This is a genomic window from Maritalea sp., from assembly GCF_051251695.1.
In the GTDB taxonomy this organism is placed as follows: domain Bacteria; phylum Pseudomonadota; class Alphaproteobacteria; order Rhizobiales; family Devosiaceae; genus Maritalea.
The window spans coordinates 1-22,509 of sequence record NZ_JBPOEU010000032.1 but is presented as its reverse complement, the minus strand read 5'-3'; the positions used below and the strand labels follow the sequence as shown (position 1 = coordinate 22,509).

Annotated in this window: 23 protein-coding genes; 13 read left to right on the top strand and 10 right to left on the bottom strand. The window is 49.4% G+C overall.

Annotation, left to right across the window (positions count from 1 at the left end; genetic code table 11):
- Positions 1 to 42: 42 nt before the first annotated feature.
- Together ACSHWX_RS15750 and ACSHWX_RS15745 are read right to left on the bottom strand one after the other, a co-directional pair.
- Positions 43 to 453 carry an SRPBCC family protein gene (locus tag ACSHWX_RS15750; protein WP_435669189.1) on the bottom strand — a complete coding sequence of 137 codons (411 nt, stop codon included), beginning with the start codon at positions 451 to 453 and terminating at the stop codon, positions 43 to 45.
- Complete coding sequence (locus ACSHWX_RS15745; protein WP_435669188.1) at positions 450 to 779, bottom strand: ArsR/SmtB family transcription factor; 330 nt, start codon at positions 777 to 779, stop codon at positions 450 to 452. Before ACSHWX_RS15745 ends, ACSHWX_RS15750 begins: the two co-directional genes overlap by 4 nt.
- Positions 780 to 990: 211 nt before the next feature.
- Between ACSHWX_RS15745 and ACSHWX_RS15740 the strand changes: the two genes are divergently transcribed.
- On the top strand, positions 991 to 1,230 hold the full coding sequence (locus ACSHWX_RS15740) for a YdcH family protein (protein ID WP_435669187.1): 240 nt from the start codon (positions 991 to 993) through the stop codon (positions 1,228 to 1,230).
- 78 nt (positions 1,231 to 1,308) lie between these two features.
- Here the strand turns inward: ACSHWX_RS15740 and ACSHWX_RS15735 are convergent, their stop codons facing one another.
- The 3 genes from ACSHWX_RS15735 to ubiG all read right to left on the bottom strand — a co-directional run bounded on the left by ACSHWX_RS15735 (position 1,309) and on the right by ubiG (position 4,029).
- Positions 1,309 to 2,373: an alpha/beta hydrolase gene (locus tag ACSHWX_RS15735; protein WP_435669186.1), complete on the bottom strand. Its 1,065-nt coding sequence runs from the start codon at positions 2,371 to 2,373 to the stop codon at positions 1,309 to 1,311.
- Positions 2,374 to 2,519: 146 nt separating this feature from the next.
- The gene (locus ACSHWX_RS15730; RefSeq protein ID WP_435669185.1) at positions 2,520 to 3,230 is read right to left on the bottom strand and encodes a creatininase family protein; all 711 of its coding nucleotides are present in this window, start codon (positions 3,228 to 3,230) and stop codon (positions 2,520 to 2,522) included.
- 61 nt (positions 3,231 to 3,291) lie between these two features.
- A complete protein-coding gene (gene ubiG, locus ACSHWX_RS15725; RefSeq protein ID WP_435669184.1) occupies positions 3,292 to 4,029 on the bottom strand; it encodes a bifunctional 2-polyprenyl-6-hydroxyphenol methylase/3-demethylubiquinol 3-O-methyltransferase UbiG in 738 nt (245 codons plus the stop codon).
- Between the two features lie 293 nt (positions 4,030 to 4,322).
- Between ubiG and ACSHWX_RS15720 the strand changes: the two genes are divergently transcribed.
- The 5 genes from ACSHWX_RS15720 to ACSHWX_RS15700 all read left to right on the top strand — a co-directional run bounded on the left by ACSHWX_RS15720 (position 4,323) and on the right by ACSHWX_RS15700 (position 10,841).
- Positions 4,323 to 5,594, top strand: coding sequence for an aspartate kinase (locus ACSHWX_RS15720; RefSeq protein ID WP_435669183.1), 1,272 nt, complete (start codon positions 4,323 to 4,325; stop codon positions 5,592 to 5,594).
- A gap of 63 nt (positions 5,595 to 5,657) precedes the next feature.
- Positions 5,658 to 7,925, top strand: a complete 2,268-nt coding sequence (ptsP, locus tag ACSHWX_RS15715; RefSeq protein ID WP_435669182.1) for a phosphoenolpyruvate--protein phosphotransferase — start codon at positions 5,658 to 5,660, stop codon at positions 7,923 to 7,925.
- A gap of 31 nt (positions 7,926 to 7,956) precedes the next feature.
- Positions 7,957 to 9,033, top strand: a complete 1,077-nt coding sequence (gene prfA, locus ACSHWX_RS15710; RefSeq protein ID WP_435669181.1) for a peptide chain release factor 1 — start codon at positions 7,957 to 7,959, stop codon at positions 9,031 to 9,033.
- A gap of 3 nt (positions 9,034 to 9,036) precedes the next feature.
- Positions 9,037 to 9,876 carry a peptide chain release factor N(5)-glutamine methyltransferase gene (gene prmC, locus ACSHWX_RS15705; RefSeq protein ID WP_435669201.1) on the top strand — a complete coding sequence of 280 codons (840 nt, stop codon included), beginning with the start codon at positions 9,037 to 9,039 and terminating at the stop codon, positions 9,874 to 9,876.
- Between the two features lie 314 nt (positions 9,877 to 10,190).
- Complete coding sequence (locus tag ACSHWX_RS15700; RefSeq protein ID WP_435669180.1) at positions 10,191 to 10,841, top strand: DUF4167 domain-containing protein; 651 nt, start codon at positions 10,191 to 10,193, stop codon at positions 10,839 to 10,841.
- Positions 10,842 to 10,894: 53 nt separating this feature from the next.
- On the opposite strand, the gene ACSHWX_RS15695 is transcribed toward ACSHWX_RS15700, so the two are convergent.
- Complete coding sequence (locus tag ACSHWX_RS15695; RefSeq protein ID WP_435669179.1) at positions 10,895 to 11,866, bottom strand: helix-turn-helix domain-containing protein; 972 nt, start codon at positions 11,864 to 11,866, stop codon at positions 10,895 to 10,897.
- A gap of 136 nt (positions 11,867 to 12,002) precedes the next feature.
- On the opposite strand from ACSHWX_RS15695, the gene ACSHWX_RS15690 reads away from it, so the two are divergent.
- The gene (locus ACSHWX_RS15690) at positions 12,003 to 12,269 is read left to right on the top strand and encodes a hypothetical protein (RefSeq protein ID WP_435669178.1); all 267 of its coding nucleotides are present in this window, start codon (positions 12,003 to 12,005) and stop codon (positions 12,267 to 12,269) included.
- A gap of 201 nt (positions 12,270 to 12,470) precedes the next feature.
- Complete coding sequence (gene clpB / locus ACSHWX_RS15685) at positions 12,471 to 15,080, top strand: ATP-dependent chaperone ClpB (protein ID WP_435669177.1); 2,610 nt, start codon at positions 12,471 to 12,473, stop codon at positions 15,078 to 15,080.
- Between the two features lie 136 nt (positions 15,081 to 15,216).
- On the opposite strand, the gene ACSHWX_RS15680 is transcribed toward clpB, so the two are convergent.
- Complete coding sequence (locus ACSHWX_RS15680; protein ID WP_435669176.1) at positions 15,217 to 15,675, bottom strand: SRPBCC family protein; 459 nt, start codon at positions 15,673 to 15,675, stop codon at positions 15,217 to 15,219.
- 129 nt (positions 15,676 to 15,804) lie between these two features.
- On the opposite strand from ACSHWX_RS15680, the gene ACSHWX_RS15675 reads away from it, so the two are divergent.
- Positions 15,805 to 16,419 carry a TetR/AcrR family transcriptional regulator gene (locus ACSHWX_RS15675; RefSeq protein WP_435669175.1) on the top strand — a complete coding sequence of 205 codons (615 nt, stop codon included), beginning with the start codon at positions 15,805 to 15,807 and terminating at the stop codon, positions 16,417 to 16,419.
- A gap of 31 nt (positions 16,420 to 16,450) precedes the next feature.
- Here the strand turns inward: ACSHWX_RS15675 and ACSHWX_RS15670 are convergent, their stop codons facing one another.
- Complete coding sequence (locus ACSHWX_RS15670; protein ID WP_435669174.1) at positions 16,451 to 17,425, bottom strand: nuclear transport factor 2 family protein; 975 nt, start codon at positions 17,423 to 17,425, stop codon at positions 16,451 to 16,453.
- Positions 17,426 to 17,829: 404 nt separating this feature from the next.
- Complete coding sequence (locus ACSHWX_RS15665) at positions 17,830 to 18,000, bottom strand: hypothetical protein (protein WP_435669173.1); 171 nt, start codon at positions 17,998 to 18,000, stop codon at positions 17,830 to 17,832.
- A 381-nt stretch (positions 18,001 to 18,381) separates the two neighbouring features.
- On the opposite strand from ACSHWX_RS15665, the gene ACSHWX_RS15660 reads away from it, so the two are divergent.
- The 4 genes from ACSHWX_RS15660 to ACSHWX_RS15645 all read left to right on the top strand — a co-directional run bounded on the left by ACSHWX_RS15660 (position 18,382) and on the right by ACSHWX_RS15645 (position 20,179).
- Positions 18,382 to 18,789, top strand: a complete 408-nt coding sequence (locus tag ACSHWX_RS15660) for a DUF6157 family protein (RefSeq protein ID WP_435669172.1) — start codon at positions 18,382 to 18,384, stop codon at positions 18,787 to 18,789.
- Between the two features lie 21 nt (positions 18,790 to 18,810).
- Entirely contained in the window at positions 18,811 to 19,149 is a 339-nt protein-coding gene (locus tag ACSHWX_RS15655) for a VOC family protein (protein ID WP_435669171.1), read from the top strand.
- The gene (locus ACSHWX_RS15650; RefSeq protein ID WP_435669170.1) at positions 19,149 to 19,661 is read left to right on the top strand and encodes a cupin domain-containing protein; all 513 of its coding nucleotides are present in this window, start codon (positions 19,149 to 19,151) and stop codon (positions 19,659 to 19,661) included. The genes ACSHWX_RS15655 and ACSHWX_RS15650 overlap by 1 nt, the downstream gene beginning before the upstream one ends.
- Before the next feature lie 89 nt (positions 19,662 to 19,750).
- A complete protein-coding gene (locus ACSHWX_RS15645; RefSeq protein ID WP_435669169.1) occupies positions 19,751 to 20,179 on the top strand; it encodes a CBS domain-containing protein in 429 nt (142 codons plus the stop codon).
- A 15-nt stretch (positions 20,180 to 20,194) separates the two neighbouring features.
- Here ACSHWX_RS15645 and ACSHWX_RS15640 read toward each other — a convergent pair whose 3' ends face one another.
- The gene (locus ACSHWX_RS15640) at positions 20,195 to 22,135 is read right to left on the bottom strand and encodes a M23 family metallopeptidase (RefSeq protein WP_435669168.1); all 1,941 of its coding nucleotides are present in this window, start codon (positions 22,133 to 22,135) and stop codon (positions 20,195 to 20,197) included.
- Positions 22,136 to 22,509: the final 374 nt, after the last annotated feature.

Here is a 22,509-nt window from a genome sequence, read left to right as displayed (position 1 = left end):
GGATTTAATTGGCGCTGGCACGATTGCCAGCGCCATTTTTGTTTAGGCGGCTTCTTTGCGCAAATCCGAAAGATGACCATCCCAACCTTTATCCAACGACTGCAACAGACCAAATGTTTCTTCGGTGTGTGGTAAATTGGAATGCTCTAGCGATAATTGAGTGCCGCCGGGCACCGCGGTCAATTCGCAAGTTACGGTGGTCACATGCCCGTTCAATTGCGGCATTTGAAACTCATAGCTGAGGAATTTTGGCTCTTCTGCACGAAGGACTTTGCCCCACATGAACGCTTTGCCACTTTCCGCGCCAATCATTTCAAAGCTCGCATCGCTTTTGAGTGGTTTGTCTGGTTTGTGGAACCATGTTGATATTTTTTCGGGGTCCGTCAGAAATGTCCAAACATGTTCGGGGCTGGCTTTCAGGAAAATGGATTTCGTGAGGGTGGAAGTTTTCATTGTACGTCCTTTTCGATGGCAGACTTGAGGTCGCCAAGTTTGTCGTCCCAAAATTGAGAGAAATAGTTGAGCCAGTTGGATGTTGATCTGAGTGTTTCTGGTTTGAGGCGATTGTAACGTTCTCGCCCCTGGGCGCGGACAGAGATCAAATCTCCTTCCGCCAAAACAGTCAGGTGCTTTTTCACCGCAGCTCGCGTGAAGTCAAAATGCTCACCCAGCTCACCAATGGTCATTTCATCTTTTGCGAGCAGAACAAGCATTTCCCTGCGACTTGGATCTGCAAGCGCACGGAATGCCAGTTGAATATTATCTTGATTGTTCTGCATTTCACTTCCTTATGAAACCAAACGGTATCATTTATATATGATACTAAAAGGTATTATGTCAAGTTGTGTATCTGGGGTGCAATAGGGAGCTGCAAAACGTTGTTCTCATCCTTGATACATGTCAACGAAGTGAATGCGCGTTGGGTGTAGTTTCTAGTCGATGATGTGAAGCTAAGTGCTTCGCAAAGCGGGCAGACCAAAGGATGTACCAATGTCTCATACACCTCATGAACTTCACGAAGAATTTCCAGAACATAACGAGCGTATTCACGAGCTTAAAACGAGTGACGCTCACTTTTCTAAACTGTTTGACAGCTATCATGAAATCAATCGTGCCGTGCATAGAGCGGAGACAAATGTTGAGCCAACAGATGACGTTCATCTAGAAGAGATGCGCAAACAACGCTTGGCCCTAAAAGACGAGCTATACGCATTGCTGCAAGCTGAGTAGGTTATATTTGGGATCGTGCGGATCGCAATTTTGGTTGTTAAAACCGAAATCGCGGCTCCGCTCGAATTTTGCTCTGGATTATTCTGTAACAAACTTACCTTGCATTGCCACGGATAGACCTTCCTTGGCAGTGAAAGTGCAATCGCTTTCAAGATGCGATTTTATTGCTAAACGGATGCGCGCGTTGGCTTCTCTAGACGAAGCTTTGGTCGTGTCATAGGCTTGAAACTCGTGCGGCATGTCATCCCACAAGTCCAATAATATATCTGCGCCGTTTTTCGCCTGCACATTGGCGAAATCAATGATCATGTCACGCAGTATTTCACGGCCACCAGCCTGAAGATAAATTGGGGCAAGTCCTGCATAGTCGTATGAAATTGGTGACAGTTCATCTCGTCCGAATTGGTTTTCTGGGTCGAGCCATTCACCAAATTGCAAAGCCATCCAACCTTGCACAAGATCGTATTGATCGTTGGCATGAAGGCTTTGTCCGCGTGGGCCGATATCTGTCCAAGGGCACAGGCCAATGCAAAGGGCTGGTTGGGGCTGGTTTTTTGACTTGAGTGTTTGCAACAGCGACAAAGCCATATGTCCACCGGCGCTGTCCCCGATCACGATAATGCGGTCAGCGGGCGTTTTTTGAGTGACGTAGTGCCATGCGGCCAAGGCGTCCTCAGCTTGTGCGGGGTGAGGGTGTTCTGGGGTCAAACGATAGTCAGGTGCAAAAAGCTTTAGATTATTGTGGTGGGCCAACATGCTTGCAAACCGCGCGCTCATCGCGCCATGAAATGTATAGCCGCCGCCATGCAAATATAGGATCGTGGCATCGCTTGAAATTGTATTGGGTTGATACCAATGCCCGTTTGGCGTGGCGCATTCTTCCACCCTTACGGGGTAGATATCATCGGTTTCGGTTTGCAAACTGTCAAAGATCTGTCGGCCCACATTAATGTCAGGATGAGACATCGCTTTTGTGAACTGGTGTCGCCAAAATCGAATGCCGATCTCGATATACGCATCCCAGCTCGGCTCCATGCGTTTTCCCAGCAAGTGCTGAGCAAATGTGCTCACTGCAATCCTATTTAGGGTCAGAAAACTCGCGAAACTTGTGCCGAAGGGGCCGTTGAATTTGATTTTGCTCATTGCACATATCCTATACTTCTACGCCCGTCTGAATGGGCTAGACGAGCCTTCGCGTATAGAACGATTGCGACACTATTGGATTTTTGCTCAGCGCTGGCTGGCCATCAACATACTGCCGCCCAACAGAAAACCACGACCGCAAAAATTCATCGCTTTTCACCCCAATCACTTTCAAGAAGGGTGCGTACTTCGTTGATTGCTGTGTCCCAGACCGCCTGCATATCATCGTCCGAACGTTGATAGAGGCCACCAAAATTTCCATCGCCAAGATAGTTGCGTGCTTGTTTTGGGGGAAGACGGCGCAAATAGTTTAAGTCAACCATTGGTTTTTGCGCGTTTGGTTGGGCAACGCCCTCAAGGCGCGTCCACGCGAAATTTTCCATCCAAGACGCGTGGGAGGCCACGGGATCAATCTCATGAACTTTGGCGATGGTTTTTTCGCCAATCCACCAATTGTGAAATATGACATTGCAATCCGGATTTTCGCGCATCCATTCAGATGCCGCGTTCCCCGCTGGTAGGTTTCCGCCGTGTCCGTTCAACAACATAATGCGCTTAAATCCGGTGTCGCGCAGGCTGGTCAAAATGTCTTTGATCAAGGCGATATAGGTTTCGACCCTAAGCGAAACAGTGCCGGGATAATCCGTGAAACTGGGCGTGATGCCATAGGCTTGCACTGGAAAAACCGGAATGCCAAGCGGAGCGGCGGCGTCCGTGGAAATCTTCTCTGCCAAAATATTGTCGGTGGAAAGCGACAAAAACGCGTGCTGCTCGGTGCTGCCGAGCGGCACGACCGCGCGGTCGTCATTTTCCAAATAGGCCTCAACCTGCGCCCAATGCATGTCTGCGATTTTCATTGTCTGCCCCTCTAAACTCATCTCAGCTTAGAACGGCATTGGGCGTATGGCGAGCAGAAAACTAGACCGCTTTTTCCGCCAACAACATGTAATTGACACTTAGGTCTTTGGATCGTTTCCACTTGTCTTCCAGCGGGTGGTAAGAAACGCCCGTACGTTCCATAATGCTCATCTGATTGCGCTTTAAAATGGATGTGATTTCTTCTGGCGTCACAAATTTATCGTATGTGTGAGTGCCTTTGGGCAACCAACGTAAAATGTGTTCTGCACCAACAATCGCGAGCGCATATGCTTTAAATGTCCGGTTGATGGTGGCAACAAACATGATGCCGCCGGGTTTCACGAGGGCTGCGCAGCTTTCAAGATAAAGTTGGATATCGTTGACGTGCTCGATGACCTCCATATTCAACACAACATCAAATTGCTCGCCATCTGCTGCCAATGCTTCAGAGGTCGTGGTTCGATAGTCAATATCAAGCCCTACGCGTTCGGCGTGGTTTTGGGCGATCATGATGTTTTTCTCGCCAGCGTCAGCGCCAACAACATCTGCACCTAACCGCTTCATTGGTTCGCACAACAGGCCGCCGCCGCAACCGATGTCCAAAAGACGTAACCCGTTAAATGGTTCGCGTGCGGTTTCGTCTAAACCAAAATGGGAAATCACCGCATTGCGAATGTATGACAGGCGCACCGGGTTGAATTTGTGAAGTGGCTTGAACTTACCCTTAGGGTCCCACCATTCGTCCGCCATGGCGGTAAAACGGTCAATTTCGGCAGCTTCGATTGTAGTGGTTGCCATGGTGCGTCCTTAATTGTCTTAGAGATCGTATCAAGCAGTACTTAAAGTTCCAACGTCGACTTGCATTATACGCTAAGTTCACCCTAACAGTTCACGTGTGATATTGTCTCAGGCCATGCGAAAGCAAGCCAAATGCAAAGCGCGAGCAAGTCAAACCAAAGCAAATGATGGCTTTTTGTTGATTGCATAGCTGGTTTATGGCAATGGTCCGCGCGCGACAACTTTAAAATCCATCAAAATAACCCGTGGCAAACAAACGCCAGACGGGATGAAAAATATCAGGAACTTTTGTAATGGCAATCATTGTGATGAAGTTTGGCGGCACGTCAGTCGCTGATATTGAGCGGATTAGGCATGCCGCTGGGCATGTGAAACGCGAAGTTGAATTGGGCAATAAAGTTTGTGTCGTTGTTTCCGCTATGTCGGGCAAAACAAATGAACTTGTCGGTTGGGCCCGTGAAGCCGCTTCGCTGCATGATGCGCGCGAATATGATGCGGTTGTGGCGTCTGGCGAGCAAGTTAGCGCTGGTTTGATGGCGATTGTGTTGCAAGATGCTGGTGTGCCAGCGCGTTCGTTCGCAGGCTGGCAAGTGCCGATTGAAACCAATGACGCCCATGGCGCAGCACGTATTACCAATATTGAACCTGACCTTTTGCATGAGCGCATGGATGATGGCGTTGTTTGTGTGGTCACCGGGTTCCAAGGCATTTCGCCGCAAAACCGGATAACGACCCTTGGCCGTGGAGGCTCTGATACAAGTGCTGTTGCGGTTGCTGCAGCGGTTGGTGCGGATCGATGTGATATTTATACTGATGTGGATGGCGTTTATACGACAGACCCCCGCATCGTGCCCAAAGCCAAACGGCTTGATCGGGTAAGTTTTGAAGAGATGCTGGAAATGGCATCTTTGGGCGCCAAAGTGTTACAAACGCGCTCGGTCGAGTTGGCCATGGCGCAAAAGGTGCGCTTGGTTGTGCGCTCAAGTTTTGACGATCCAACCAGTGTGCCAGCGCCATCTGAAGATGGTTCATGGAATGGCCCTGGAACATTGGTTTGTGATGAGGAAGAAATTATGGAAAAGCAGATCGTATCCGGCGTGACATGCGCCCGCTCAGAAGCAAAACTCACCCTTCGTGGTGTGAAAGACAATCCGGGTGTTGCGGCAGACGTGTTTGGCCCATTGGCTGATGCGCAAATTATTGTTGATATGATTGTTCAAAACGTTTCCGATGATGGACGGGAAACAGACATCACGTTCACCGTGCCGGACAGTGAATATGAGAAGTCTTTGAACGTTTTGACCGAAGCTGGCAAAAATTCACTTGAATATGATTCGATTTCTGGTTCCAAAGGCAGTGCGAAAATCTCTGTTGTTGGTGTTGGTATGCGATCACATGCTGGTGTTGCCGCATCCATGTTCAAGGCCCTGTCAGACAAGGGGATCAACATTCAATTGATCACCACATCGGAAATTAAAACCTCGGTTTTGATCGATGAGGAATATGCCGAACTTGCAGTTCGCGCCTTGCACACTTATTACGGTCTTGATCAAGAAGACGCGTAACCCGAAAAAATCGGGTCGCGCCATCAAGGCAATGGCGTTTTTAAAGACGCGATTGAGGGATAAATGGCTATATTGACCACCGGCCCGAGAGAGCTTTTGCGCCGTTTGCGCGCTACAATGGCTGCGCCATTGGGCATTCAAGACCGGCTAAATAAAATCGTCGAGTTGATCTCGGATAGTATGAATGCTGACGTTTGCTCGTTCTATGTTTTGCGCGATGATGGTCAGTTGGAGTTGTTCGCAACCCAAGGGTTAAAAGCTGAAGCTGTTCACAAAACCACTTTGCTTATGGGCGAGGGTTTGGTTGGCTTAGTGGCCGCAGAAGCTGAAACGCTTAACTTGGCGGATGCGCCTTCCCACCCCGCTTTTGCCTATCGTCCTGAAACGGGCGAAGACCCCTATCACTCGTTCTTGGGTGTGCCAGTGTTGCGCTCTGGGCAAACACTTGGTGTTTTGGACGTACAGGGTCGCGAAGGGCGGCTATATTCAGAAATGGAAACCGAGGCGCTGTTAACAACAGCGACTTTGTTGGCGGAAATGGTTTCAACGACCGAATTTGGCGCATTGGTTGGGTCTGGCTCAAACATTGATCTTAGGCGTCCACGCACATTGGAAGCGGCAAGTTTTTCAGACGGGATCGCACTGGGGAAAGTCTTTGTTCATGACCCACGGGTTGTGGTCACCAATTTTGTAGCTGAAGATGTTGAAGCGGAAACTGAACGGCTAGAACGCGCCATTCGGACGATGCGCATGTCCATTGATGACATGTTCAACAAGCGGGATATGCAAGCGCGTTCTGAACACCGGGAAATTTTGGAAAGCTACCGCATGTTCGCCCATGATCGGGGCTGGGTGCGCCGGTTGCGCGAAGCGGTTGGCGGTGGTTTGACCGCTGAAGCTGCGGTTGAACGGGTGCAAAATGACACGCGCGCCCGGATGCAGCGCCAGACAGACCCCTATATTCGAGATCGTTTGCATGATTTGGATGATTTGGCGAACCGACTTTTGCGGGTGCTTACAGGCGACACCAAAGTATTTGGCCGCCATGAATTGCCTGAACATGCGATTTTGGTCGCCCGGAATATGGGCCCGGCAGAATTGCTAGAATATGACCGCACCAAGCTTAAAGGCGTTGTGCTGGAAGAGGGTGGGATGACTGCCCATGTGGCAATCGTCGCCCGTTCGTTGGGTATTGTTGTTTTGGGGCAAGCGGATAATCTCGCCTCTATCTGTGAGATTGGCGATAATATTATTCTTGATGGGCAAACGGGCACCGTCCATTTGCGGCCGACAGAAGACGTTGCCGCAATCTATGCGGATAAGGTTCGCCTTAGCGCGAAACGTCAGGAACGTTTTGCTGCGCTTAAAGACAAGCCATCTGTCACCCTTGATGGGGTAAAAATCGAATTACTGCACAATTCGGGTCTTATCGCGGATCTGTCAGCGATCGAGGAAACCGGCGCGACCGGCATCGGTCTGTTCCGCACGGAATTGCAGTTTATGATCGCGTCCAAATTGCCACGACTTGCAGAGCAGGTTGAGCTTTATGGACAGGCCATGGACTTGGCCGGTGATCGACCAATTGTGTTTCGACTGCTCGATATTGGCGGCGACAAAGTGGTGCCCTATTTGCGTTCTGCGAGCGAAGAAAACCCCGCAATGGGTTGGCGCTCGTTGCGGTTGGGGCTTGATCGCCCAGCCTTGTTGCGCACTCAAATTCGAGCATTGCTGCAAGCCGCGAACGGCAGAGACCTCGACATATTGGTGCCTATGGTCACCGATTGCAGCGAATTTATGCAAGCACGTCAAATGGTTGATGTTGAATTGGCGCGGCTTAAAAACTCCGCATTTGTTGCACCAAAGAACCTGCGCATCGGGGCAATGATTGAAGTGCCATCTTTGCTGTTTGAATTGGATCAGTTGCTGCCGATGACGGATTTCGTGTCCATTGGCTCAAACGATTTGGTGCAATTTTTAACTGCATCTGACCGGGCGAACGCGCGGGTGGCCCGTCGTTATGACGCGATTGCTGCGCCTCGTTTGCGGGCGTTTAAACATATTGCTGATGCTGCAAAACGGCACAACCGGCCATTGACCATGTGTGGTGAACTGGCGGGACGTCCGATTGAAGCGCTGGCCCTAATGGCAGTTGGTATTGAACGGCTTTCCATGGCGGCTTCTTCCGTCGGGCAAATCAAAGAGCTGGTGCTAAGCCTTGACCTGATGCATATTCGCGACCAAATAGCTGAGGCGTTGGATCAAGATCGGGGCGATCTGGACATCAGAGAGTTTCTTTATGCGCTTGCGGACCGGCAAGGCCTGCCGCTTTAGCGTTTATTTTAGACAAAAAGGTGCCTGACTTATGGCAAAATTACCAACCGAAAAGTTGGATGCATTGGTTGATCGCTATCAGGCGATTGAAGATCAGATGGCATCTGGGCCAGATCCGGAAACTATAGTGCGTTTGTCTAAAGAACACTCTGAGTTACAGCTCGTTGTGGAAAAAACGCGTGAGTATAACCAAACCCAGTCTGACCTTGATGGGGCCGAAGAAATCATCGCCTCTGGTGATAAAGAATTGGCCGAGCTCGCCGAAATGGAACGGGACGAGCTCAAGGAAAAGGTTGAGGCTCTAAGCCAAGAAATTCGTGTGCTGTTGCTCCCCAAAGATGATGCTGACGATAAAAGCGCGATCCTTGAAGTGCGCGCTGGTACGGGTGGAGATGAAGCCGCGCTTTTTGCTGGCGATCTGTTTCGCATGTATCAACGTCACGCCGAATTGGCCGGATGGAAAATGACCATCATGGAACAAGCCGATGGTGATATGGGCGGGTACAAAGAAATTGTCGCTTCGATTAAAGGCAATGGCGTTTATGCGCGGATGAAATTTGAATCCGGTGTTCACCGCGTCCAACGGGTGCCAGATACCGAATCAAGTGGCCGTATTCATACTTCAGCTGCAACCGTAGCGGTTTTGCCCGAAGTTGAAGATATCGACATTGAAGTGCGGACCGAAGACATTCGTATCGACACCATGCGCGCGTCTGGTGCGGGTGGGCAGCACGTGAACACCACGGATAGTGCGGTGCGGATTACCCATATTCCGTCAGGCATTGTGGTTCTTTCCTCAGAAAAATCGCAGCACCAAAACCGGGCAAACGCCATGAAGGTTTTGCGGGCGCGTCTATATGAAGAGCAGCGCGAAAAACGCGATAGCGAACGTGCAGATGCCCGTCGGGATCAGGTTGGTTCGGGTGACCGGTCTGAACGTATTCGCACATACAATTTCCCCCAAGGTCGTTTGACGGATCACCGCATCAATTTAACGCTTTATAAGCTGGATAAACTGATCGCGGGTGAGGGACTGGACGAGGTCTTTGACACGTTGATTACCGAAAATCAGGCAGCTCAATTGGCAGCATTGGACGAAACTGTCTAAGTGATGGCAAGTTTTGCTCAGCGACAATTGTTTTGGCGCAAGAAATTTGAAGCTGCGGGGCTTGTTACCGCTGGGCTTGATGCGCGCTATTTGATGTTAGCGGCGTCAGGCTTGGATGCGGCGCAACTGATCAGCTCTGGCCCAGACCCAATTCCCAGTGATGTTTTGTCTCGTTTTAATGAGATGTGCGAACGGCGGTTAACGCAAGAACCCGTCGCCCGAATTTTGGGTGAAAAAGAATTTTACGGCCATAATTTCGCGCTCAATCAAGACACACTTGTGCCGCGTCCAGATACTGAACTCATTGTGGATGTCGCGCTTGAGCGATTTGAAGCGGATGGTCATTTTTTGGATTTGGGGACTGGTTCTGGGGCCATAGCGATTTCCATATTGCTGGAATTCCCCGAAGCGACAGGGGTGGCGACCGACCTTTCAGCCTCAGCGCTTGAATGCGCGCGCCAAAATGCAAAGCGGCATGGGGTAGAGGACCGGTTGGCGTTTTTGCAAGGCAGCTGGTTCGAGCCGGTTGCGGCTCAAAGTTTTGACCTGATCATTTCAAATCCACCCTACATCAGCCAAGATGAACGCCACGATATGAACGTGGAAGCGCTTGGGTTTGATCCCCATTTAGCCCTGTTTGCCGAAGAAGGTGGGCTCGCTGCTTACCACGCAATCATTGAGAATGCGGGGACGTTTTTGGCGGATGAGGGATGGTTGGTTTTTGAAATCGGTTATAAACAAGCAGAAGCTGTGTCCCAAATTTTAGCCGCCAATGGATTTGATGAAATTGCAAAACTCTCCGATCTAAGCGGGCTTGATCGGGCGATTTTAGCGCAGCGATAACGGCATCATTTCGGCAATGAAATTTAGTAAAAATTTTTTTCTTGGCAATTTTTTGCGAAGCATATAGGTTCCACTTGCGTGTTAAGTTTTCAGGTGCTGGTTCACCTGATCGCGAGCATCATTTTTGATCGATGGATCGCGCACACGCCGGACAGCAGGCATATAGCAGCATCCACAATAGAATTGACAACGGGCGGACTTCTTAATGGAAGCGCTTGAGCCAAATTTGGACTGTGATCGCACTTTTTTGTGAATTGTGGTTATCCAAAGAATTTAAACAAGAACAATGATTGTAGTCATCGCAAGAGCAACCTATGAGACCAGGACAAAAAAATAACCGCTCACGCGGTCGTGGTAATGGCGGCGGCGGTGGCGGCGGTCGTAAGAACGTAAATCCTTTGTCGCGCAGTTACGAAAGTAACGGCCCTGACGTGAAGGTTCGCGGCAACCCAGCAACGATTGCGGAAAAATATGTGCAACTCGCCCGTGACGCGCAAGCGTCCGGTGATTCTGTAATGGCGGAAAACTATTTCCAGCATGCAGAGCATTATTTCCGCATAATTTCGGCTGCTCAAGCCCAGGCCCAAGCCCAAGTGCGCCAGCAAGATGAGCGTCAAAGAGAACGCGCTGAACAGCAGCAAAACAACAATGATGCATCAGGCGAACGCACTGATGAGGTTAAAGTTGAACCCGCTGCGGACAACAGTGCTGAACCGATTGTTGTTGCTCAGGCTGATAGCAAGCAGGCAGCAAGTAGCGATGAAGAAAGTGCGCCCCGTCCACGGCGTGCGCCCCGGACACGTCGTCCTCGTCGCAAGCCTGTTGAAAATGCTGAATTGTCAGAAGCACCGCAGCCTTCCATTAATTTGGCAGAAGCGGAAGCACCCAAAGCTGCAGCGTCCAACGACGACGCGCCAGCCAAAACTGGTGGCGACGACAGCACAGCAACCGAAGCGGCTGAATAGGCTAGCTAGAGTACATATTGATATTAAAAAGGCCGGTTTTAAATCGGCCTTTTTTATTGGATCGAGTGGGTCGCGCCAAATTGTTTGCGGTAATCACTGGGGCTGACTTTTAGTTTTTTTCGAAAATGATGTCGCAACGTTTCTGGTGTTTTAAACCCCGTGCGCAAGGCGATTTGATCGATGCTGCAATGGGCATTTTCCAACAATTCTCTGGCCAAATAAATGCGTTCATTGACGATCCATTGCGCGGGACTTTGACCGACGGTGTTTTGAAATTTGCGGATTAATGTGCGCTCTGACATCGATGCTTTGTTCGCTAGTGACGTCACACTCCAATGCTCATCGAGCTTTGTGCGCACTTCATCAAGCAGCTGGTTTAGCGCACCACGTTTGGGTGGGGAAACGGGACGAGGCACAAATTGGGCTTGCCCACCTTCGCGGTGGGCCGGAAGCACCAATCTTTGCGCCACCAAATTTGTGGCAGAGGTGCCAAAATCGGTGCGAATGAGGTGTAAAGCCAAGTCAATTCCAGCCGCAGATCCTGCCGAACTTAGAATTTGATCGTCTATGCAATAAAGTACATTGTCTTTTACCGCCGCGCAGGGTGCCCGAGCTTTTAACTCATCGATGTAGCGCCAATGGGTGGTTATGGTTTTGCCATCCAGCAAACCGATATTTTCCAATAAAAAAACCCCAGAACAGATCGCCATAAATTGCGCCCCGCGTTGGTTGGCACACAGTATTTGTTGTTTTAGGTCGGCGCTTGGCTGTTTATCGATTGGCCAACCGGGAATGATGATCAAGTCCGCACGCGCCAATTCTTCAACTTGTGTGTCGCACTGCACCACCAACCCGCCGGCTGCGCGCAAAGGGCCGGGTTCGACCCCTACGGTTTTGCAGCTGTACCAGTTATTGATTTGCGGCCTTGGTGTGGCGAAAATTTCGACTGAAAGTCCAAACTCAAACGTACATAATTGGTCATAGGCCAGAATGGCGACGTGTTTGGGTTTATTCTGATTGCTCACCATCGATAATCCTAGCCATTCGCGTTCTGGCGGAAATTTAACGCATATGATCATTCATGCCAACCGCGTTGATAGACAAGACATGATTTTCGCTTCATATTGGTTTTGAATTCACTTGTCAGAAATGGGTATTGCCATGTCGATTTTTGCATCATTTTTCGGGTTTTTCGAAGCGCAGGCCTTTTCGATGTTTATGATCGGCTGGATCGTGACGTTGGCTGGCGGGATCACCCATGTGATTGGCGGCGGGTTTCGTGATGGAGCGTCAAAAGTGCCGGTGTTGGGGAATTGGGAAGCGGTTAAGGCTGGCGAAAAGGGCTACGTTCAACAATGGGTCGGTATATGGATATTGCGACTTGGGCTCGCAATGGCCTTTATTGGCGGGCTTATTCATTTTCTTTAAAATTTCTATCTGAAGCTCTTTTATCTACTCAAACCATCCCTATATCTACAATCGAAGGGTGCGCCCAATGTGGGCACCTGATTGAAAACGAATTTGTGGCCAAATCAATTTTGGTTTGGACACTAAACACCAACGCTTCGAGACGTGAAATACTGTGCCGCTATGGGCAGTTTGAGCGGGCCGAAAATGGAGAGTTGAACCGTGAATATAGAAAAATATACAGAACGTGCGCGTGGTTTTGTTCAATCCGCACAAAGTGGCGCCCTATCAGCAGGGCATCAGCAATTTTCACCCATTCATTTGTTAAAAGTCCTGATGGACGATGATCAAGGCATGGCAACCGGTTTGGTTGACCGTGCGGGTGGTAATTCCAAAACATTGCGTGCCAGCGTTGAAGCTGGATTGAAAAAGATCGCCAGCGTATCCGGTGGCGGTGGACAACTTTATTTAAGCCGTGAAATGGCGCGAACCTTTGAAACTGCTGAAAAAGCGGGTGAAAAGGCCGGGGACAGTTATGTCACCGTGGAACGCTTGTTGCTGGCGCTGGTTATTGAAAAAGATAGCGATGCGGGCAAACTACTTGCCGCCGCTGGCGTAACCGCAAATGGTTTGAACGAGGCGATCAATGAATTGCGCAAAGGCCGCACTGCCGATTCGCAGAGCGCCGAAGAATCATATGATGCGCTGAAAAAATATGCACGGGACCTCACAGAGGTTGCGCGTGAAGGTAAACTTGACCCTGTGATTGGCCGAGATGAAGAAATTCGTCGCACCATGCAGGTTTTGTCGCGTCGGACGAAAAACAATCCGGTGCTGATCGGTGAGCCTGGTGTGGGTAAAACCGCCATCGCGGAAGGCCTAGCGCTGCGCATTATCAATGGCGATGTGCCCGAATCGATTAAAGGTAAGTCCCTTTTGGCGCTTGATATGGGTGCATTGATTGCAGGCGCAAAATATCGAGGCGAGTTTGAAGAGCGATTGAAGGCTGTTTTGAACGAAGTTCAAGCCGCCGAAGGCAGCATTATTTTGTTCATCGATGAAATGCACACGCTTGTGGGTGCGGGTAAATCAGATGGTGCGATGGACGCTTCCAATCTGCTTAAACCTGCCCTTGCGCGGGGTGAATTGCACTGCGTTGGCGCCACAACTTTGGACGAATATCAAAAACACGTGGAAAAAGACGCTGCCTTGGCGCGTCGGTTCCAGCCGGTTTTTGTGAGCGAACCAACGGTTGAAGACACGGTTTCGATTTTGCGTGGGCTTAAGGAAAAATATGAGTTGCACCATGGGGTGCGCATTTCCGATAGCGCGCTAGTTTCTGCGGCGACCCTTTCTAATCGCTACATCACAGATCGGTTTTTACCAGACAAAGCGATCGATTTGATGGACGAGGCATCTGCACGGTTGCGGATGCAAGTCGACAGCAAGCCAGAAAAACTTGACGAGTTAGACCGTCGGATCATCCAGCTTAAAATTGAACGCGAAGCGCTTAAAAAGGAAACGGACGATGCGTCAAAATCTCGGCTTTTAAAGCTTAAATCTGAACTGAGCGATTTGGAAGAAGAGGCAGATGCCCTCAACCAACGCTGGGTTGCGGAAAAAGACCGGCTTGGGGCTGGGCAAAAGCTGAAAGAACAGCTCGATCAAGCACGAACCGATTTGGAAAACGCCCAACGGCAAGGCGATTTGGCCAAAGCCGGAGAGCTTGCCTATGGCCTTATTCCCGAATTAACCCGCAAAATAGCCGAGGCCGAGGCCGAAGGCAGCCCAGCTGAAACCGCAGGCATGGTTGAAGAGGTGGTTTCACCCGCCCATATCGCGCAAATCGTTTCGCGTTGGACTGGTGTGCCTGTTGATAAAATGCTTGAAGGCGAGCGCGGCAAGCTGTTGCGCATGGAAGAAGAATTGGCCAAACGTGTTGTTGGGCAAAGTGAAGCTGTCGCGGCAGTATCAAAAGCTGTACGTCGTTCTCGCGCGGGTCTGCAAGATCCAAACCGGCCCATGGGTTCGTTTATCTTTTTGGGACCAACCGGTGTCGGCAAGACAGAATTGACCAAAGCATTGGCCCAGTTCCTGTTCGACGATGACACTGCGATGGTTCGGTTGGACATGTCCGAATTTATGGAAAAGCACTCCGTTGCTCGCCTGATCGGCGCGCCTCCGGGCTATGTCGGATATGACGAGGGTGGGGTGCTGACCGAAGCGGTGCGCCGTCGTCCCTATCAAGTGATCCTGTTCGACGAGATCGAAAAAGCCCATCCGGACGTGTTTAATGTCTTGCTTCAAGTGTTGGACGATGGACGTTTAACAGACGGGCAAGGCCGCACGGTTGATTTCCGCAATACGCTGATCATCATGACGTCTAATTTGGGCTCTGAATATTTGGTTGAGCAAAAAGAAGGCGAATCGGTTGAAATGGTGCGCGGCAAGGTGCTTGATACGGTTCGGATGAGTTTTCGTCCTGAGTTCTTAAACCGTATCGACGAAATATTGCTGTTCCATCGGTTGGCGCGGGCCGATATGGGCGCGATTGTTGATATTCAACTTGGCAATTTGCACAAATTGTTGGTTGATCGCGAAATCGTACTGAATATCGACGATGAAGCGCGTCAATGGTTGGCCAATGAAGGCTATGATTCTGCCTATGGCGCAAGACCGCTAAAACGCGCCATTCAACGCGCGTTGCAAGACGAATTGGCTGAAATGATTTTGGCCGGCGAAATCTTGGATGGGCAAACCGTCAATGTGAGCGCAAGTGAAACGGGTTTGGTGATTGACCCTGTTGCTTCTCAAAAGGAAGCTGCTCAATAATCTTCCAAAACAAGCATTTTCATTGAAGGTGCTTTTTCAACTCAACGATCAGCATGTGCTCAATTCCATTGTGGGGTTGGGCACATGTTGGTTTGGCTTATCGTCTATTTGTTCGCACGCGAGTAAACGCGAGAATTCACGTTGCGCTTTTATCGAAAATGGCTTGGAGTTCAATTTTCGCAATCTGAGCTCTCTTGCGCATAATCCTCTTGACGATTAGCAGCAAAGTAAACCTGAAGAAAATGTTGTCATTTCGGCTTTCCATTGCCCAACTTATTCTTGTGCAACCCTTATCAATCTTCGTCAGTTCGACCGTCATTTGAGGCCAAAGTGGCGGATACTCACCTTGCGTCTGAAACATTTCGTTTGGCTGACAGGCAACGACTGTAATTGGTATTGTTACCTTCCCTTTAAAAGGCTCTTGGACTGATTCAAAATACACTTTTCCGACTTTTTGATGTGCCATTTGGTCTTTTGAAACGATGGAGACGACACCAGGGAACCATTCGCCAAAATTCTCCATGTTTGAAATAAAATCAAACACCTCGGTAGGCGTTCGTTCAACTTCTAAATCAAAACTCGCAATTGATTGCATGATGTTCTCCGTATCTTCTCGTGACATGCTACCGGCCACGCATATTTGATGGACCACCGATCAGTTGTTGATTGACAGCGTCCGCACCTCGGTTACTTTACACACGTCAAGTAACTAGGAACTTTACACATGTCAAGTAAGCGTAAATCTGGTAACCAAACAAAAGATCAAATCTTGGATGCGGCTTGGGATCTAGTGTCCGAGCGGGGGGCAGATGCGTCGATATCCCAAATTGCAAACTCTGTAGGCGTGAGCAGACAAGCCATCTATCTTCACTTCGGCAACCGGGGTGGGTTATTGATTGCTCTGGTCCGGCGTGCAGATGAGAGATTTGAAATTCGACAAAGACTAAATGAATGTCTGCAGATTGCTGATCCAATTCAACGATTAGATACGGCTGTTTCTTCTTGGTTGGACTTTGTGCCCAAAATTCTTCCCGTGGCCAATGATCTAATACGCCTCAAGTCGACCGATGCAGATGCCAGAACGGCATGGGAAAATCGGATGGATGAATTGAAGGTTTGGTTGAAAGACCTCACGACTTCACTGCAGAAGGATGGCGCATTGGCATCGAATTGGGATGTCGAGGACGCTAGTGAATTTATGTGGACACTTATCGGAGTCCAAGTTTGGGTGTTATTGGTAGGCGAGTGCGGATGGTCTCAGGAAAAAACCAAACATACCCTTAAGTCCACCGTAGTTTCACTGCTAATCAATCCTGCCGATTCTCCACACCGTGACTGATATCCGCTAAAAACGTTTTGTCGTCACAACCTTATCCGACACTGAGTAGGGTCCGCACTAAGGCCGTTTGAGAATTGACACCAGTTTTTATGTAGACCCGCGACAGGTGTGTTCTGGCGGTATTAACGCTAATGCCGAGGATCTCTGATGCAGTCGTCAAGTTGTCACCTAATACTATTCGTTGAGCTAACAACATCTGGCCCTCCGAGAGTCCAAAAACAAACTTGGCAACGCTCAAGCGCGCATCAATATCGCCGTCATTTTGAGTTTCCACGAACGTTAAGCCGTCTCTGACAAAGAGTATGCAAACCGATACGCTTCCTTCGTCAGTCTCGCCCAGAACGAGCGGAAGCCGGAAGTTTCGCCCATTTTCGGCCATATATCTATAATGCTGAAAATAGCCGTGCTGCTCGGCTGCACACTTCAGACCGGCCTGCAGAATTTTGTCCCATGCAGGCTTGGTTGCACGCAATTTGTTATTTGATATCTGGAGGCCAGGGTGGCTCTTAAGTTGAGCAAGAGCCTCATCTGGGGCACAAAGCACTTCACCATTTGCATTTACAGCGAGCCTGCTTGAATCTATTTGTTGATGCCCGCGAAGAACAAAAGAGGCGTATAGAATGCGCCACTTTCCGTCCGATCGCTCTAGCACCCTAGTTTCAAACGTTCTTTCAGTCTGTCCACATGAGTTCTTTGAATTTTCATCAAAGACGACATGAGCGATGTCACCACTAATCGTGATGTTGATATTGAAGCGCTCAGTCTGAGAGATGTTACAGACGGCTCCACTCTCCATAACGTTTCGCATATAGTCACTGAGCTTGTCCCATCCTTCGAGAACAGTCGCACCGAAGGAAGAAGAAATGCAGACCTCACGTACACGATCATCTTGGACCCAACATGCTGCCCAACCATCAAAATCTTGACGCAAAAACATATCAGTTTCGCATGCGATCACATCCATTAGAGCAGAATTTTCAGCTGTATTGTTCGCAAATTGGGCCATTGATTATTACGATTCATTTTTTTCGTAAGATAGGGGCCGAACCCCATTGCATTGTGCCTCTGGTGATCGGCCTCTTTTTGCGAGCGTTCTAATGAATTGGAGCCACTCGCAGCTGTTTTGATTATAAAACTCATCTTCAGTCGATGCAGACTTAAGGAGCGAATCTGCCGCGACCTTCGCGTGTAATGTTTCCATTGGTAATTCTCCACTTTTCTATCACACTTGGTGAGATATTGGCAGAGAAATACATGTTGCATTGTCACCCAATATGACCACACGATCTCAATCATTTTGACAGGGGCAAGGATCGAGGCAGATATGCGTAGCTTGTTCGTAGATGGCAGAAAACTAAGCACATTCGACATCGAACTTTAAATAAACAAGAATTCACAAAACCACCAAAACTAATCCCCGCCCACCTTTTTTATGCCTAAGATCATCGCATCTTCTTTGAGGCCTTGTGGGTTGTTGACGAACAATTGAGGCGGTGATGAAGGGTGGGTGCGGTTTTTATGAAGCGCCCAATCCTTATCGCTAAAGGAAGTGGTTGAGATATGGGTTGGTACGCAATTCATATCGCTAAGATCATTTGTCCAGCCTGACGCCGAAGGTAGCTTTTAAGTCGCTTGGTGGGTTTCGTTTTCCGCCTTTGCATGATGTGATGTTATTTCACATCATTTGATCATCAATAGGGCAAAGCCCAAACGGATTTGATGGAGTGCCGAGCAAGGGGATAAAAGGGTAAAGCACCCCGGGGCATTTGATCGGATGCGCAAAATCTTGGCCGCGCGAGGCGTTTATTGTCTCATTTATTTACTACAAAAAACGAGCCAATATGCGCCTCGTGCATCCGCAATATTCTTCCCGCAAATGGCCGTGCCATGTTGCGTTGTTGGTGTTGGATGTTGACTCATGCTGGAATCAGTTTTAGAACAAAAACAGAACATGAGGACGCGATGGCCAATCATACAACCAACTATATTGATGCTTTCATTGAAATATCCCCGGATTGCGCTGTGGCTGCAGGGAGCGCGCCGACGCGAGAAGGGACGGTCGCCTTCATGCAATATGAGCGCTTGGTCAATGCGCCCTATGCCATGAATAGCGATGAATTATTGTTCGGCATATTTGCGGATCGCAAAGGTTTGGTTGGCGCCGAGCGCGACGCGGCGAAGCAGCTTTACTTCGCCAAAGGTCAGCCTTGTCTTCGCGCATCGCCATTGGTCAAAAGCTATGGCTGGGGTGTTCATCATGATGGTGAGGGCCGGGTGGCGATTTATGGGGTTGAGAGCGAAAAGTATTTGGCGTTGGTCGAAAATGAACTGGTTGAGAAATTCAAAGGTATGCGTTCCAAACGCCGATAAAAATGGATGAGGGAGTTGAAAGTGCCATCAATATTGAAAATTGATTATGTGGAATTGCCTGGCTCTGACCTGACCGCCAGCAAGCATTTTTTTGCTAAGGCATTGGGGTGGAAATTCACCGACTATGGGCCAGAGTATTTTTCGTTCGATAATGCCGGGCTTGATGGCGGCATGGACGGCACAAAAGGCGCGGTGGACAAACCGCTCGTGGTGCTCAAGGCGGATGATTTGGAAGCGGCTCTTATACAAATCGAAGCAGGGGGCGGCGAGATCGTGCGGCCCATTTTTGACTTTCCCGGTGGACGAAGGTTTCATTTTAAGGAGCCAAGCGGCAATGAAATGGCAGTTTGGGGCGAATAATGAATAAAGAATCAAAAGCTTTTGTGCGACTGGCGGACCTAAAAACCGAAAAGTTTTCGCATGGAAAATCCTATGAGTCTGATGATGCTGGCATAGCGGATGCGTTGGGCCTCACCAAAATTGGTGCGGCTTATACGGTGGTGCCGCCGGGAAAAACCGCCTGTCCGTTTCATGTGCATCATGGAGAAGACGAGATGTTCATCGTGCTTTCGGGTGCGGGGGAGTATCGGTTTGGCGAAACAAAGCATCACGTAAAGGCCGGCGATGTTTTGGGCGCGCCGATTGGCGGCCCCGAATATGCGCATCAACTTTGGAACACCGGGCAAGAGCCTCTTGTTTACATCGCGATTTCTTCAAAGGCCGACATTGATGTGTGTGAATATCCCGATACCGGAAAATTCGCCGTGATGAGTGGCCGTGGTAAGCCGCGCAGGCATGGCTCAAGTTGGTTCACCTACAATGGACGGCATCAAAACAGCCTGAGCTATTTTGACGGTGACAAGGATGTTTAAGGCAGAAGTACAACTTTTCGCCTAGTGGCAATCACTTGCCCAATCCCGATTATTGGCGCAGACTTAACTTTTCGAAAGGAGAAATGCAGATGAAAGTTAGCGATATTCTTCACGAGAAGGGCAGTAACGTTTTGACTGTTACCCGATCCGACAAAGTCAACAAAGCCGTCGATATGTTGGGCGAACACAATGTTGGTGTTGTTGTTGTCACGGGCGATGTTGGCGAGGTTTGCGGGATTTTGTCTGAACGCGATATTGTGCGGCGATTGCGCGAATCAGGTCCATCAGCGCTTGAGGGCTTGATTGGCAATTGCATGACACCTGACCCGTTCACCAGCGACCTTGAGGCAACGGTTGATCAATTGATGAGTGTGATGAGCCAAAAACGCATTCGACATATGCCTGTTGTTGATGCTGGAAAATTGGTTGGCCTCGTGTCAATTGGTGATTTGGTCAAACGCAAAATCGAACAAGCTGAACGCGAAGCCGCAGCCATGCGCGACTATATTGCTTCATAGTTGTCTGTTTAACGTCTAGCGCTCAGCGACATTTATCGGTGTTGACTCGCGGGCCATCAATTCTTGGATTTGGGCAATTGTTTGCTCAAATTTGCCACGATATTTGTTGGGCAGCGCCTTGTCTCGGGGCAGTCTTACGCCGAGCGGGTCAACCGTGCGGCCGTTGATCTTGATCTCGTAATGGAGGTGCGGGCCGGTCGAATAGCCAGTTGAGCCGACATAGCCGATGATTTGGCCTTGCCGAACTCTTACGCCGGGTCGCATACCATCGGCAATCCGGGTCATATGGGCGTAAGCGGTTTCATATCCGTTCGCATGGCTAAGGGAAACAAAACGTCCATAGCCCGAAACCCATTGGGCACGTTTTACAACGCCATTGCCACCTGCATAAATGGGCGTTCCTGTTCGTGCGGAAAGATCAACGCCGGTGTGCAATTTATAGGTTTTAAAAATTGGATGCACGCGATAACCATAGTTGGACCGCAGTTTGCCACCGCCCTTTAGGGGGCGGCGCATCAAGAATTTTTTACCCGTCTGTCCGTTCTCGTCGTAAAAATCGACAAGCCCTTCATCGGATTGATGACGATACATTTGCCGGGTGGCATTTGCTAGGTTTAGGCCGACATAAAGCAGCTCCTTGCGACCTTCTTCATCTGGCTCGGACATCAGCAATTCAACATTGTCGCCTGCGTTGATCCTTTTGGTCAGATCAAGATCATAGGCAAACATTGCAACGATCCGCTCAATCATTGTGTCCGGCAAATCATGTTTTCTGCCCGTCTCGAAGATGGAACGATATAGGGAGGGCAAGTTAGCAACGTCAATTTCCTCTGTATCTTCTTCCGGGAAATTGATCGTGGGCGGTGCCAGTCCCAACACATATTGCCCCCGGTCAGTGCGGGCGACGGTTACAACATGCTGTTCGGCTTTGGTATATACGCTCATCCGAAATGGGATTTGGATTTCAGAGCCGAGTTCGTTTCCAAATAGAATGCGCAGCTTCATCCCTTGATTTAGGGCAGCCGAGGGGTAAACATTTTTAATGGCGCCACCGACGCTATCAACCATGGCTTGCGTAAAACCGTTTTTGGACAAGACGTCACCGAACGCTGATGTTTTACGCACGGTTAGTAACCGTTCAGTTCGAAAAACAGAATTCACCCCTTCAATATTAGTGCGCGGCACAATCGAAACATTTTGCGCAACGGAAGTGAAACCATCACGCACAACCGACAAGGGATTGATATTGTCAATTTGGGCTGAGGCATATGCTAATGCAGTGCCGTCAAAACCAGTATAGGCACCCTCAACCGTGGCGCGTACATAGTCTGATGCAATTGCGTCCGTGATTTGGGGCACTGGAGCTTGGTCTAGGGTTAGCGATGCTTGAACAACGGTGACTTCGCCTTCGACTTCGGCGCCATAAATGTCGGTGTTGATCGTTCTAGTATCGTCGGGCAGGGCGATGGGTTGATTGCGGCGAAGGAGAGCGACAGGATCGTAAGCTGGAATGTCCTGCGAAAGCGCCGTCGCGGTTGTGGCGAGTGTTGCCTTTATCCGTTCAAACGGTTGGCGTCGAATTTTTGAAACACCATCAGCATTTTCTCGTATGGAGGCTTCAATGATTTCCTTTTCCGAACGCGTAGCTGCAACAGGGCGCACGCGATCGGTCTTTTGCATGACTTCAGGGGTTGGGATTAAAGAAGCAGTTTCAACTTGCAGGCTTTCATATGGTGTTGAAAAGTTTTGTTTGCCGTCAAAGGACACATACAATACCGCTGCCATTAAAAGTGCGCCGGTTAAACCGGTTAAAATGGTCCCGCTAAGCCATGTAAGAGATACCTCTCGGCTTTCAGGTATATTGTTGCGAAGCGCGCGCAGGCTCAAAGCGGCACCGTCACGAAAACCGGCTGACTTTAGAAGTGCTTTTTCTTGTTTGCGCTTAACGGCGTTCAATGTTCGACCTTATTATAACAGCTACCTGCTTATTCATGCGCGCATTCATCATACGGTGCGCTGCAATTTATGGCATGGTAGCGAAGCAAAATACAAGCTAGAGAAGTTTGTGACCTAACCCCAGCTACACAATAGCTCCGTTTTAATTGGGTGTGGACAATAAATGCGGCAAAACTTGGTCGAGAAAAGCGAATATTGCATATCAATGACATGCCCTAATTCGATGTAAAGTCCCGGCTTTAAGGCACTATGGAAGTGTGGCGTTGCTTGACGGCAATTGCTTGTCAAGAAAGTGTCATTTTTATTGTTATTGTCGTTGACTCTTATTTTGAGTGGTCCTATAACCCCCAAGCGCTGACGGAAATGGTGTTGAG